This window comes from Alkalibacterium putridalgicola (genome assembly GCF_040959045.1).
In the GTDB taxonomy this organism is placed as follows: Bacteria; Bacillota; Bacilli; order Lactobacillales; family Carnobacteriaceae_A; genus Alkalibacterium; species Alkalibacterium putridalgicola.
The window spans coordinates 2,044,018-2,058,120 of record NZ_CP162615.1 but is presented as its reverse complement, the minus strand read 5'-3'; the positions used below and the strand labels follow the sequence as shown (position 1 = coordinate 2,058,120).

Genomic DNA, 14,103 nt, shown 5'->3' with positions numbered 1-14,103 from the left:
GCAATATGGAAATAAGTGAAATGACAAATAAATTAAATGAAGCCAGAACAAAAGTTGAAGACTTTAGGGGGTCTCTTTGACTTAGAAAAACTGGAAACAGACATAGCTGAATTCGATCATATGATGGCTGACCCCACTTTCTGGGACAATCAGGAAAAGGCTCAGAAAATCATTCAAGAAGCCAACGAAAAAAAAGATGTCTATCAGACGTTCAATAAGATGGAAGAAATCATTGAAGAGACGTCTATTCTGTTGGATATGCTGCGGGATGAAGATGATGAAGACGTCCGCTCTGAGATCGAATCGAATTTAACAGAGCTTGACCAGACGATCAATCAGTTTGAATTGGACTTACTCTTGAGTGAACCCTATGATAAAAATAATGCGATCGTAGAACTGCATCCGGGAGCCGGCGGGACGGAATCGCAGGACTGGGGTGAAATGCTCTACCGTATGTATACACGCTGGATAGAAAAGAGAGGCTTCTCATATGAAGTTTTGGATTATCAGAGCGGAGACGAAGCGGGCATCAAGAGTGTGACGATACTGGTCAAAGGGATGAATGCCTATGGATTATTGAAGGCAGAAAAAGGTGTTCACCGTCTGGTTCGTATCTCGCCTTTTGATTCAAGTGGAAGACGCCACACCTCATTTGTCTCCATCGATGTGATCCCTGAAATCAACGATGAGATCGACATTGAAATAAATCCTGACGATATCCGTGTCGACACATTCCGTGCAAGTGGCGCCGGTGGACAGCATGTCAACAAGACAGACTCCGCCGTACGTATCACACACAAAGAGACGGGATTCGTCACTTCCAGTCAGGCTGGCCGTTCACAAACTGCGAATAAAGAGCAGGCAATGAACATGATGAAAGCCAAGCTTTATCAAAAGGAAATGGAAGAGAAAGAACAGGAAATGGCTGAGATCAGAGGCGAACAGAAAGAAATCGGCTGGGGTTCTCAAATCAGATCTTATGTCTTTCATCCTTATTCTATGGTCAAGGACCATCGGACAGATGAAGAGACAGGGAATGTGGATGCAGTCATGGACGGGGATATCGATCCATTCATCGATGCCTATTTAAGACTCACGATGAACCGGTAGTAGCTGAACTAGTTTAGAGTGAACTCCAAGGAAAGAAATAAGCTTAGTACTATATGCTTTTATAAAATGTCGAAAGAGGTTGGGACAAAATCCCCAGCCTCTTTCCCATGTAGAGATTAAAATCACTAAATTAAAGTGAAGCGGGTCATGCCGTTTTCTTTATCCGTCACTGGTACTGGATAAATGTAAGTGTTTCACAGACAGAACAGGGATGGCACAAGTTATTGAGTGTAAGGAGATAGAAACATGTCACTAAACCGGGATTAGAACATGTTTTTGAATGCAAAGTGGCAGAAACGTGTTACTAAACGGGGATTAGAACATGTTTTTGAATGCAAAGTGGCAGAAACGTGTCACTAAACAGGGATTAGAACAAGTATTTGAATGCAAAGTAGAAGAAACATGTCACTAAACCAGTATTAGAACATGATTCTGAACGCAATGAGACAGAAACATGTCACTAAACGGATATTAGAACATGATTCTGAACGCAATGAGACAGAAACATGTCACTAAACTCGCATGAGAGCAAATCACCTGAACCACATCATAAACAGTATAAGTCGACCGGTGGTTACTGGGGTCTTTGAACCGTTCAGGGAAAAATAAAACTCCAGCTCCTCGTCTTTTTGAGAAACAAATCACATTCTGTCACATTTCAGACATAGACGAAGGGGCTATGCGGCGTCTTGTAATATTCAAAAAAAGCCTCTATATCGTGACTTTGCTGTAATCATCAAAATGTGTGTGGGCCATACAGCCTGTTCTTATAACAATTTGAGCATCAGATAGAAGTTTTTCAGCAAATTGACCATATATTGATTTCAACGACTCGAATGATTTTTTGTCTCTTGCATTGAAACAGAATTGTAATTTTATTAAAACAGACATCTGACAAAATGATGATATACTAAGTAAGGTTACAAAAAGCAAGTGAAACGCATTATAGATTGCTTACCAGAGTGAATCAAAATAAAAAATAGATAGGTGATATATTTAATGATAGAGATGAAAAATGTCTATAAAAAATATCCAAATGGCATTACAGCTATTAATGGGTTGGACGTCACGATCGACCAGGGCGAATTTGTTTATGTCGTTGGTCCAAGTGGTGCAGGGAAATCGACCTTTATTAAAATGATCTACCGTGAAGAACTGCCAACTAAAGGAACAGTTAAAGTCGGCGAATTTGATTTGATGAATTTAAAGAATAAAAAAATCCCTTTCCTGAGAAGACACGTCGGCGTGGTTTTCCAGGATTTCAAACTGCTGCCGCGTTTGACGGTATATGAAAACGTGGCATATGCCATGCAGGTCGTGAACAGAAATCCAAAGCAGATCCAGAAAAGATCACTTGAAGTTCTGGACTTAGTCGGCTTGAAGCATAAAGCCCGCATGTTTCCTAATGAACTTTCCGGCGGGGAACAGCAGCGTGTAGCTATAGCCCGAGCGATCGCCAATATGCCGCGTGTCCTCATTGCTGATGAACCGACAGGTAACCTGGATCCGGAAACGGCTTGGGGCATCATGGACCTGCTTGAAGAAATCAATAATCAAGGAACAACGATCATTATGGCCACACACAACAGCGAAATCGTTAACCGCGTGAGACACCGTGTCTTGGCTGTTGAAAATGGACGCATAGCCCGTGACCAGGAAAGAGGGGAGTACGGTTATGAAAATTAGAACCGCAGGAAGACATATAAAAGAATCATTTAAAAGTATCATTCGTAATGGATGGATGACGTTTGCCGCTGTCAGTGCCGTAGCGATCACATTATTGCTTGTAGGCAGCCTGATCGCACTCTTGATGAACGTGAATAAATTAGCTTCAGATGTAGAAGAAGACGTAAGCGTCAGAGTTTATGTGGCAACAGGAACAGAAGAAGAAGAACGTGAAGCTCTAAGAAGCGAACTCGAAGGAATCGACAATGTTGATACGATCGAGTATTCCAGCAGGGAAGATGAGCTGGATAATGTTATGGGCAGTTACGGTGAGGAATTCGGCCTGTTTGAAGGTGACGACAACCCACTGCACGATGTCTTCATCCTGAATACGACAGAACCGGATTTAACGTCAGAAGTTGCGGAAGAAGCTGCAGCGATCGGTCCAGTTGTAGACGATGTCAACTATGGCGGCGCAGAAGCCGATCGACTTTTTGAAATTATGGAAACCGTAAGAAATATTGGAGCAGTTATCATTATCGCACTGATCTTTACCGCCATATTCCTGATCTCAAACACGATCCGCATCACGATCTTTTCTAGAAGAACAGAAATCGAGATCATGAAACTTGTGGGTGCAACAAACTGGTTTATCAGATGGCCGTTCCTTATTGAAGGTGCGCTTATCGGATTCGTAGGAGCCTTGATTCCGGTATCGATCATTTCATATCTATATTTAAGCGGATTTGATACATTGATGGGTTATCTATCCGGGACTTACTTCGGTCTGCTTCCACCTAACCCATTCCTGATTCAGATCGTCGCCTTGCTTTTAACTATCGGCGTGGTCATAGGAAGTATCGGTTCATCATTATCTATACGAAAATTTTTGAAAGTTTAACAAAAAGGAGGGACATATTCCCTCTTTTATACATATAAAAGACATATAAAAGATATTAGCAGAGAAGAGGAACGCAGTCGTGGGAAAGAAAACAGTATTGAAGTGGGTCATGATAAGTATCACAGGTTTGATTATATTAGGGGTATCTCCAGAGTCGATTGAAGCAACACCTTCTGAAGCGGATCATTCAGAAAAAATAACGGAACTGAAAGCCCGTGAAGAAGATGCACAGGACGAGCTGGTATCCATCATTTCAGTCATTGAAGAAACAGAAGCAGAGGCTGAAAAGCTAGTTGATGTTATGGAAGAAACGAGCCGGGAACTCGAAAAGACACAAGAAGAGATTTCGGTCCTGACCAATCAAATCAATCAGAGAGAAAGTAAGTTAGATGCTCAAGTAAGGTCGGTACAAGTATCAGGCCGGTCATCAGAAATATTGAACTTTCTAATCGAAGCGGAATCCCTGTCAGATATACTGGCACGACTAGGTGTGGTCAATACCTTGTTTTCTGCTAACCATGAGGTAATGACCAGCCAGATCGAAGATCAGGAAGAAGTCAGAAAAAAAGAACAGCAAATGATTGAGAATCAGGAGAAACAGACATTGCTGGCTGCAGAACTGGAAACAAAAAAAGCAGAACTAGATGAGAAACGACTGGAACAGGAAAGTCTAGTGGCTGCTATTGCCGCTGAGAAGTCAGAGGTCGAAGAAGAACGAGCCGCTTATCTTGCACAGCAGCGAAGAAGTGAGCGTCGTTTACAGGATATTCAGACAGCCCGTACGTCAGCACGCTCGGCTGAACCCGTGACTGTTTCCGTTTCAGGTGGGAAAGATGAAACAGTGTCACCCTCGTCAAGCCAGAACAGTACGCCTGCATCAGGTTCTATAGTGACTGCTGCGCATAGTCTGACCGGTGTACGCTATTCTTATGGCGGTTCTTCAACTTCCGGTTTTGACTGTTCCGGCTTTACTCAGTTTGCCTTTCGTCAAGCCGGTAAAAGTATTCCGCGAACGGCAGCTGCTCAGTTTGGCGCGAGCCGACGCCTGGCCCAGTCAGAGGCCAGACCCGGCGACTTGATCTTTTTCAATCAGTCAGGATCCATCGATCATGTCGGTATCTATTTAGGTGGCGGCAAATTCATTGGGGCACAGACATCAACGGGTGTAGCTGTTGCTTCATTCACGTCAGGATACTGGTCACGCTATGTGGCCGGGTTTGGACGTCCTTAAATTAAAAGAGTAACTCCTTACGTGAAGCGACCGTTCTCACATAAGGAGTTTTTTTCTATAAGCACAGTAAGTTGCCTCTTAATATGATAAAATAAGATTAATAATGAGTCGAAGGGATGAAAGTTATGACACTGTTTCAAAATAGTTTACTTGCACTTTTAGTATTTGTACTGCAGCCGACGTTTATAATCGGTGTTGTATTAGCCATTTTAGCCAAAACCAGACGATTTAAATATTCCAGAAGCAAGCTGCGAACAACGATATATAAAGACAATTTTGAAATCAAACGATTCCTTACCTGGGGACTCGTTCCCGGAGTCATACTTTCCCTGTTTTCCATTTTCATCGGCATGCCGGTAACGATCGACTGGATGATTATTTACCAGATCGTGACCATCCTCTTTCTAGGGCTGGGCTACCGGTTCATCCATCCTATTTTCACATTCAGTGCCTCAGGATTAACTGTCCTGATTTTAAATATGTTTGTTACTGATGCCTCATTGTTCGGGCAGATATTGGACCGATGGAACAGCCCAATCGTCAGCCAGACTGCCATGAGTTACGGGAGTGTTCAGATTATTTATCTGTTTGCTGTCTTAATTCTTATCAGTACGATCGGAGTGCTCTATAAAGGAAATATGAAGCAGTTCGTTCCAAGATTCTTGAAAACGAAAAGAGGGAAACTGGTTGCCCGCTACCGTATGACACCGTTATGGCTGATGCCTTTAGCCGTGGTTGTCCCAGGCGATACCTTTACCGCTCTTTTCGAATGGTGGCCAGTTTTTTCTATTGGAAGTCAGACCTATTCATTTCTACTTATACCGGTGCTCCTAGGGTTCAGGTACACCGTTCAGGCACAGCTTCCATCTGAAGCGAAACAGGCCTTGATAAAAGATTTTGCCATACTCAGTGTACTGAGTGCTGTTCTTTTTGCTTTGACCTTCTGGATGGAAGAACTGAGCGCTGTAGGATTGAGCATCCTTTTGGTCGGGGGGATATACGTGCTGTACAGACACAGACAGCGTGAAAGGAAATGGGCCTTTAAATTCGGTCCTGATCCGGCCGGTCTCAGAGTCGTTGCAGTAAGACCGAACAGTCCAGCAGAAAGAATGTCGCTGGAAATCGGCGATGTACTGGTAGAATCCAATCAGATGTCCTTGTCAACAGTTGAGGATTTTACGGAGTCTTTATTCAATAACCGCTCCTACAGCAAACTCAAAGTGAAACGCCTCGATGGTGAGCTAGTCATCACCGAAACGCCTATTTACGAGGAAGATTCTCATGACTTGGGGCTTGTTACACTTGAAGACATTCAGTACTAATATATAAGAGGTGCCTCAGGTACAATCACTGGAAGAACTATTCTTTCCTGCTGATTTCGCCTGAGGCTTTTATTATAGACAAAGGTGTGGTATCATCTACACATCAACATATGAACATAAGTACATATAAAAGGAGAGGAACCGTATGATCGATAAAGAAACTCTGGAGAATGCATCGCTTTTATTTAAAGCATTAAGTGATTCGACGCGCTTAACGATCGTTTATCAGCTTTCACTATCAGAGATGAATGTGAATACGATAGCCCGGACACTTCATATGGAGCAGTCGACTGTTTCCCATCAACTGAAGATATTAAAATCGGCGCGACTGGTGAAATCTCGCCGAGAAGGCAAAACACGTATTTATTCTATCAGTGACGAACATGTGCAGGAACTGATCAGTCAAGTAACGTCTCATGTTCAGGAAAAGAGGGATTAGAATGACAGAATACACATTGAATGGTCTCCATTGCAGTAACTGCTCAGATGACCTGGAAAAGAAACTGAATCAGTTCGCGGGGAGTTCAGAAGTGACGATCGATTACGACACGAGCAAGTTGACTGTAGATGAAACAGATGCTGATATGGAGCAGATAAAGAAAGTGCTGGAATTTGAAAAAATCACCCTGAAACCTTTGGAGAAGGGGGATGAGGAAAGTCATAGTGAACATTCCAATCATCATGGTCACCATCACGGACATCAGCATGGTATGGGATCGATGATGGATCAGGAATCATCAAAGAAAATGCTGATCGTCTTTGGAGTGAATCTGGCTTTTTCCGCTCTCGAATTCATTTTCGGTTTTCTTTTCAATAGTATCGCCATCATGACTGATGCAGTTCACGACTTGGGGGATGCTCTATCTATCGGACTGGCCACGTATTTTGAAAGAATCTCTACCAAAGAAGCAAACGACCAATACAGTTTCGGTCATCAGCGTTTTTCCTTATTAGGCGCTTTAGTGACGGCGGTCATCCTGCTCGGCGGCTCGGCTGTTATCCTCGTTACAGCGGTGCCGAGACTTCTTGATCCCGTAGAAGTGAATCATGAAGGCATGTTCTGGCTCTCGCTTTTCGCTATCGCTGCTAACGGGTTCTCTGCCTGGTTGATGAGCCGGGGCGACTCACATAACGAATCTCTCCTCAACCTTCATATGATGGAAGATGTACTAGGCTGGATAGGGGTATTAGCAGTGAGTATTGTTTTGAACTATACAGACTGGTATATTTTGGATCCAATCCTGTCTATCGCGATCGCCTCATTTATCATCTATAAAACCTGGCCGCTGTTCAGAGAAACGATCGAAATTTTTCTGGAAGCCACGCCAAAAGAATTATCAAGAGAAAAAATCGAGGAGGCGATCCTTTCCATCAAAGGTGTAACGAATGTCTAGCATCTGCATGTCTGGTCCATAGACGGCAAAGAACATGCGATGACTGTGACGGTGAGTACTTCCCTGGAAGGAATGGAAGATATAGAAACGATCAAGGATAAGATCAGAGACAATCTTTCAGATTATGCTGTGCATCATTCCACTATAGAGGTCGTCTATGATCCTGGAAAGACACTGATGAAAAGTAAAAGTTGAAAACAGGAAGTGAAGTCTGATAGTATAAGGTAACTTTAAATAAAAAAGGGGAGATCAAGATGGGGATTCATGAATACTTCAAAAGTTTGAGTGATCTGGAGAAAATTTACCGCTGTCCGGGGAAGTTCAAGTATGAAGAACATTCTGTCGCAGAGCATTCATTTAAAGTGACAAAAGTTGCTCAATTTCTAGGGACTGTGGAAGAAAACAGAGGCAGCGAGGTGAACTGGCAAGCCTTGTATGAAAAAGCATTGAATCATGATTATGCAGAAATTTTTATTGGAGACATCAAGACGCCTGTTAAGTATGCCGATCCCGATCTGCGTGACCGACTGGCACATGTGGAAGAATCCATGACTCATCATTTCATACAGCAGGAATTTCCGGAAGAATTCCAAGCCATCTATCATGAACGTCTGAAAGAAGGCAAAGATGAATCGCTGGAGGGCAAGATCCTGTCAGTCGCTGATAAGGTCGATCTTCTTTACGAATCTTTCGGGGAAATCCAAAAAGGGAATCCAGAGCCTTTGTTCAATGAAATTTACCGGGAATCACTAGATACCATCCTGAATTTCAAAGGAATGAAAAGTGTCCAGTATTTTCTGGCAGAGATTCTGCCGGATCTATTAAGAGGAGAATTTACCAATCAGTCGGAACTGGAAAAAATCACGCAGGGAATATTAAAGACTCACAAAGTAGAACAGACATTCGCAATAGACGAATGAATATGGTAGAATATAGGATGAAAGAGAGGGAAGAGTCACGACTCTTTCCTCTCTTTTGACAGTCAATGAAAGTGTAATAGTCGCATAACGTAGACAAAAACTTTACAATATGAGTAAGAGCTCATGAACGGAAAAGACGAATAACAAAGGTAGGATGAAAGCATGGCTAATGATAAAATTGAGGTGCGTGGGGCACGGTCCCATAACCTGAAAAATATTGATATAACAATTCCAAGAGACAAACTGGTCGTCATGACGGGATTATCCGGTTCTGGAAAAAGTTCACTCGCATTTGACACGCTTTATGCTGAAGGACAGCGTCGGTATGTCGAATCCTTGTCTTCTTATGCGAGGCAGTTTCTGGGTCAGATGGATAAACCGGATGTCGATAGTATCGAAGGGCTCAGCCCGGCCATTTCCATCGATCAGAAAACAACGAGCAATAACCCGCGTTCCACTGTCGGAACCGTGACCGAAATAAATGACTTTTTACGACTCATGTACGCCAGGATCGGGACACCGATCTGTCCGAATGACGGGACAGTCATTTCTAGTCAGTCCATCGAACAGATGGTCAACCGGCTTCTGGAATACCCGGAAAAGACCCGACTCCAGATCCTTGCCCCCGTCGTGAAAGAGAAAAAAGGGCAGCATAAAAAAGTGCTCGAAAAGATCAAGAGCGAAGGGTACGTGAGAATGAGGATCGACGGAGAACTCGTCGATATCGATGAGGAGATCGAGCTGGATAAAAACCTCAACCATTCTATTGACGTCATCATAGACCGCATCGCTATAAAAGAAGGTATCCGAACACGGCTGTTCGATTCTTTAGAAGCCGCCCTGCAACTGGGAGAAGGCTATGTGATCGCAGATATCATCGGGGAAGAAGAGGTGCTGTTCAGTGAGCACTATGCCTGCCCGGTGTGCGGATTTACATTGCCGCCCCTGGAACCGCGTCTGTTTTCCTTTAATGCACCCTTTGGGGCCTGCCCGGAATGTGACGGACTGGGTACAAAGCTGGAAGTGGATATCGATTTAGTGGTTCCTGACAAAACGCTCTCACTAGATGATGGAGCGCTGCTTCCCTGGCAGCCGATCAGTTCGAACTACTATCCGCAAATGCTCTCACAGGCTTGTGAGACCTTTGATATCGATACGACCATTCCTTTCAAGGATCTGCCAAAAAAACACAGGGATATCGTCTTGTACGGATCGAAAAAGAAAAAATTCCATTTCCACTATAAAAATGATTTCGGCAGTGTCAGAGACACGATGATTCCTTTTGAAGGTGTCATCCCGAATGTCAACAGACGCTATCATGAAACAAACAGTGACTATACCCGCCGAGTGATGCAGCAGTATATGACTGAACTGGAATGTCACGTCTGTCACGGCAAACGACTGAACAGAGAAGCTCTGGCTGTGAAGATCGAAGGACAGGACCTGGGAGAGGTCAGTCAGCTCTCCATTGAGAATGCGAAGGCGTTTTTCGAATCCCTTGACCTTTCAGCCAATGATACAGCTATAGCTAAACCGATCAGAAAAGAAATCAATGACCGGCTTTCTTTCCTGAGAAACGTCGGGCTGGATTATCTGACGCTGAACCGTAAAGCGGGGACACTGTCAGGAGGAGAAGCTCAGCGGATCCGACTGGCAACTCAGATCGGATCAAATCTTTCCGGCGTATTGTATATTCTGGATGAACCTTCCATAGGTCTGCATCAGAGAGACAACAATCGTCTGATCGATTCATTGAAAAAAATGCGTGATCTGGGTAATACCCTTATCGTTGTGGAGCATGATGAAGACACGATGCGCGCGGCAGATTATATTGTCGACATAGGTCCGGGTGCTGGAGAAAAAGGCGGACAAGTCGTAGCTGCCGGCTCTCCAGCTGACATCGAATCGAATCCTGACTCGATCACCGGTGCCTATCTATCTGGAAAAAAAGAGATACCTGTACCAAAAACCAGACGCACGAATGATGACGGGATCATTAGCATCAAAGGTGCAGAAGAAAATAATTTAAAGAATATCGATGTCGACTTTCCACTGGGCCGCTTTATCGCTGTCACGGGTGTTTCGGGCTCAGGCAAGAGTTCGCTGATCAACGAGATCCTCCACAAGGCACTTGCCCGCGAAGTGGGACGGTCGAAGAAACGTCCCGGCAAATTCAAGTCTATTGAAGGTTATGAACAGCTGGAAAAAGTGATCGATATCGACCAGAGCCCGATCGGACGTACACCAAGAAGTAACCCGGCGACATATACCAGTGTGTTCGATGATGTCCGCGATCTGTTCGCCAAGACGAATGAAGCCAAAATGCGCGGTTACAAGAAAGGCCGATTCAGTTTCAACGTCAAAGGTGGAAGATGTGAAGCCTGTAAGGGTGACGGTATCTTGAAAATAGAAATGCATTTCCTTCCGGATGTGTACGTTCCGTGTGAAGTGTGTCACGGGACACGCTACAATTCCGAGACGCTGGAAGTGAAATATAAAGGCAAGAATATCGCTGACGTACTGGCCATGACGATAGAAGAAGCTGTCGACTTCTTTTCCAACGTGCCTAAAATCGAACGCAAGCTGCAGACGATCATTGATGTGGGACTCGGTTATATGACACTTGGTCAGCCGGCAACGACACTTTCAGGTGGTGAAGCCCAGCGAATGAAACTGGCAAGTGAACTGCACAAGAGACAGAATGGTCATAATTTTTATATTCTGGATGAACCGACGACCGGACTCCATGCAGATGATATCGCAAGACTGCTGCAGGTCCTTGACCGTTTAGTGGAAGCTGGGAATACGGTGCTCGTCATCGAACACAACCTGGATGTCATCAAGGTGGCTGATCATGTGATAGACCTAGGTCCTGAAGGCGGTGAAGGGGGAGGTACCATCATTACGACCGGCACACCCGAAGAGGTTGCTGAATGTGAAGAGAGCTATACAGGTCACTACCTGAAAAAGATCCTGACTAAGCATAAGAGCGGGTGAGGTGCGGTTTCCTCTAACAAGATGAATGATGTAAGCTGTTAATACGTAAAAATCAGTCGTAAGTCCTATGACATTTTAAAAAAGTTGATGCATAATAAGTATAGAACGACAAATACTATGATGTATCGATTAAAGGAACCTATATAGGAGGGCTTTGAATGAACGAAAGAGAACGTATTATAGATCTGATGAAAAAAGGCATATTATCAACTGAAGAAGGGCTGGATCTGCTGGAAAATACGATCAGTAAAGAAGGCAGAAAAGTCGAAGCAGAAGAGTTTACTGACGAAGCTGTCGACAACGCTGAAACAGAGAAAGTCGGCGAAGAGACAGAGAGCAAAGAAGCAGCGAAGGATCAAAACGAAGCGGAAGCTGAACTTGAAGCATTGGTCAAAGAAATCAATGCCTGTTCTGTGAAACTTGACACCTTGAATCAGCAACTCAGTGACGTGGATGCTGAATTGAATGAAAAGAATACAGAATTGAATCAGCTGACCAAAGACAGCCAGTCTGACATCACAGAAAGAAAAGAAGCTATTTCAGAAGAGATCAGACTCGTTCAAAAAGAACTGGAATTGATCAAGCAATTGGATGAAGTGGATAACACAGACGAGATCGTTTCGCTTCGCAATAAAATAGACAAGCTGTCAAAAGAACTTGAACAGGTCGAAATGACTGAACAGGACTTTGAAGATGACAGCTATATTAAAGAACTGAGTGCTGCAGTCGATCGACTGGAAGAGAAAAAAGCGGAACTCAGCCGTGAAAAAGAGGAATGCGTCAAACAGCTGAATCGTTCAAAAGTCAGACAGTGGACGCTGAAAGCAAAACAAGCCACCTCAAGTTTTGAAATTCCTGAAGACTGGAAGAAAGAAGCCAGCGAAGAATTGACTAAGGCCGGGAAACGAATCGAAGAGGCAAGTAAAGAAATGTCTGCTCTCTTTAAAAAGAAAGTGAACCAGACTTCTGATAAAGATGTGAAACAGACGATCCGTACGTCTTTCGACAATGTGCTTGAGAATTTTGACTGGAAGAATGTCAGTCTGAAATTTCCTACACTGGCATCCAAAGAGTACAGCAAAGACTGGGCGTTTGATGATTCCACAGCAACGATCATCGACATTAAAGTTGCTAACGGAAAAATCACGATCAATAAAGGCGACACCGAGACGATTTCTCTATCAGCCAAAGGAAAACTTTATGGCAGAATGGATGAGGATACACCAGAGGAATCATTCGCCGCACGCAGTACCGTCAATGCGGATGAAGACAAACTGATCGTTCACGTACCGAATAAACGCGTTTATGTCGACTTAACTTTAACGTTACCTGAAAGAACATATGATTATCTTTCGATCAACACGTTGAATGGAAAAGTGATGGTGAACGAACTTGACGTCAAAGATGTTTACGCTAAATCGACGAACGGGTCCATTACATTTGATAAGTTGAGCGGCACGATGCTGGAAGCAAAAGGCTCAAATGGCTCAGTGACCGTTAAAAACAGCCAGCTGAAAGATCTGCTAGCCAGTACTGTCAATGGTTCTTTGGCATATGATGGGGATCTGGAAAGTGGTGATCTCTCTACAACCAATGGTGAAGTGAAAGTGACAGTCAAAAATAATTCGATCGCCAGACTCAAAGCAGCGACAGTTAATGGTAACGTGAAACTGGCTGTTCCAGATAATGTCACTCTTGAAGGTCAGGCAAAAACAACGTTCGGTAAGGTCAAAAGTCGCTTAAGTCATGTTGAAATCAATGATGATTCAGAAAATACGAAACGGTTTAAAAGAGTTGTAGATGAAACGTCCTTTGATTTCAATGTATCAACCACAACTGGAAATGTCTTACTAAAAGATACTGACAAATAATTTGAAAGGGAATGAGGTCAAAAATGAATAAACTAACTAAATCAAAAAACAATGCTGTTATATTTGGAGTCCTGGGAGGAGTCGGTGAATATTTCAATATCGATCCTGTCCTCCTCCGTGTCATCGTCGTTGTTGCGACTTTTGCAGGTGTAGGAATCACTGTGCCGATCTATCTCCTGATGGCACTGGTTATGCCGGATGGTAATCAGACTTCACAGAGCGGGGACAAACCGCGTTCATCCTCACCATTTGGTCAATATAATGAAAAACCAAAAAGGAAAGAGGCAGAAAAAGTAGAAGAAGAGGATTGGAGTGACTTTTAATCAATGAAATGGTGGCAGCGTATCTTAGCTAATACATTGATTTTTCTGGCATTAGCCGGTTTTCTCGATGGTTTTATGATCGCCTCCTGGCTGACCGCCTTAGTGGCTGCTGTCGTTTTCGGGATATTGAATGTACTGGTCAAACCGATTCTGGTTATCCTGTCATTTCCGATAACGATCATGACATTAGGCCTGTTCTACCTGATCATCAATGGCCTGATGCTATGGCTGACCGCCGCTTTAGTCGGTGGCTTCGGATTCAGTTCATTTGGACTGGCACTACTGGTGGCTTTGATCGTATCAGCTTTAAATGCTTACTTCAATAACGCTTAGTAAAAAAGGCTTAATGCAGGTGTTCGCATTAAGCCT

The 14,103-nt window shown here is 43.7% G+C and carries 13 protein-coding genes; all 13 read left to right on the top strand.

Annotation, left to right across the window (positions count from 1 at the left end):
* Nucleotides 1-5: 5 nt before the first annotated feature.
* Nucleotides 6-1,110 (top strand): peptide chain release factor 2 gene (gene prfB / locus AB4027_RS09795; protein ID WP_177165494.1). Its coding sequence is split into 2 segments (ribosomal slippage): nucleotides 6-68 and nucleotides 70-1,110, totalling 1,104 coding nucleotides; the frame shifts between segments, so codons are not numbered across the junction.
* Nucleotides 1,111-2,109: 999 nt separating this feature from the next.
* Complete coding sequence (gene ftsE, locus AB4027_RS09790) at nucleotides 2,110-2,796, top strand: cell division ATP-binding protein FtsE (protein WP_091488296.1); 687 nt, start codon at nucleotides 2,110-2,112, stop codon at nucleotides 2,794-2,796.
* Complete coding sequence (ftsX, locus tag AB4027_RS09785; RefSeq protein WP_368645196.1) at nucleotides 2,786-3,676, top strand: permease-like cell division protein FtsX; 891 nt, start codon at nucleotides 2,786-2,788, stop codon at nucleotides 3,674-3,676. Before ftsE ends, ftsX begins: the two co-directional genes overlap by 11 nt.
* A gap of 79 nt (nucleotides 3,677-3,755) precedes the next feature.
* Nucleotides 3,756-4,907, top strand: a complete 1,152-nt coding sequence (locus AB4027_RS09780; protein WP_368645195.1) for an NlpC/P60 family protein — start codon at nucleotides 3,756-3,758, stop codon at nucleotides 4,905-4,907.
* Nucleotides 4,908-5,032: 125 nt separating this feature from the next.
* Nucleotides 5,033-6,229 carry a PDZ domain-containing protein gene (locus AB4027_RS09775; protein ID WP_368645194.1) on the top strand — a complete coding sequence of 399 codons (1,197 nt, stop codon included), beginning with the start codon at nucleotides 5,033-5,035 and terminating at the stop codon, nucleotides 6,227-6,229.
* A gap of 145 nt (nucleotides 6,230-6,374) precedes the next feature.
* A complete protein-coding gene (locus AB4027_RS09770; RefSeq protein ID WP_368645193.1) occupies nucleotides 6,375-6,668 on the top strand; it encodes an ArsR/SmtB family transcription factor in 294 nt (97 codons plus the stop codon).
* Between the two features lies 1 nt (nucleotide 6,669).
* Nucleotides 6,670-7,623: a cation transporter gene (locus tag AB4027_RS09765; protein ID WP_368645192.1), complete on the top strand. Its 954-nt coding sequence runs from the start codon at nucleotides 6,670-6,672 to the stop codon at nucleotides 7,621-7,623.
* 51 nt (nucleotides 7,624-7,674) lie between these two features.
* The gene (locus tag AB4027_RS09760) at nucleotides 7,675-7,818 is read left to right on the top strand and encodes a hypothetical protein (protein ID WP_368645191.1); all 144 of its coding nucleotides are present in this window, start codon (nucleotides 7,675-7,677) and stop codon (nucleotides 7,816-7,818) included.
* A 59-nt stretch (nucleotides 7,819-7,877) separates the two neighbouring features.
* Nucleotides 7,878-8,543 (top strand): HD domain-containing protein, encoded by a 666-nt coding sequence (locus AB4027_RS09755; RefSeq protein ID WP_368645190.1) that lies wholly within the window; start codon nucleotides 7,878-7,880, stop codon nucleotides 8,541-8,543.
* A 162-nt stretch (nucleotides 8,544-8,705) separates the two neighbouring features.
* On the top strand, nucleotides 8,706-11,540 hold the full coding sequence (uvrA, locus tag AB4027_RS09750) for an excinuclease ABC subunit UvrA (protein WP_368645189.1): 2,835 nt from the start codon (nucleotides 8,706-8,708) through the stop codon (nucleotides 11,538-11,540).
* 158 nt (nucleotides 11,541-11,698) lie between these two features.
* Nucleotides 11,699-13,411 (top strand): daptomycin-sensing surface protein LiaX, encoded by a 1,713-nt coding sequence (gene liaX, locus AB4027_RS09745; protein ID WP_368645188.1) that lies wholly within the window; start codon nucleotides 11,699-11,701, stop codon nucleotides 13,409-13,411.
* Nucleotides 13,412-13,434: 23 nt separating this feature from the next.
* Nucleotides 13,435-13,734, top strand: a complete 300-nt coding sequence (locus AB4027_RS09740; protein WP_368645187.1) for a PspC domain-containing protein — start codon at nucleotides 13,435-13,437, stop codon at nucleotides 13,732-13,734.
* 3 nt (nucleotides 13,735-13,737) lie between these two features.
* Nucleotides 13,738-14,067 (top strand): phage holin family protein, encoded by a 330-nt coding sequence (locus AB4027_RS09735; RefSeq protein ID WP_091488310.1) that lies wholly within the window; start codon nucleotides 13,738-13,740, stop codon nucleotides 14,065-14,067.
* Nucleotides 14,068-14,103 lie beyond the last annotated feature (36 nt).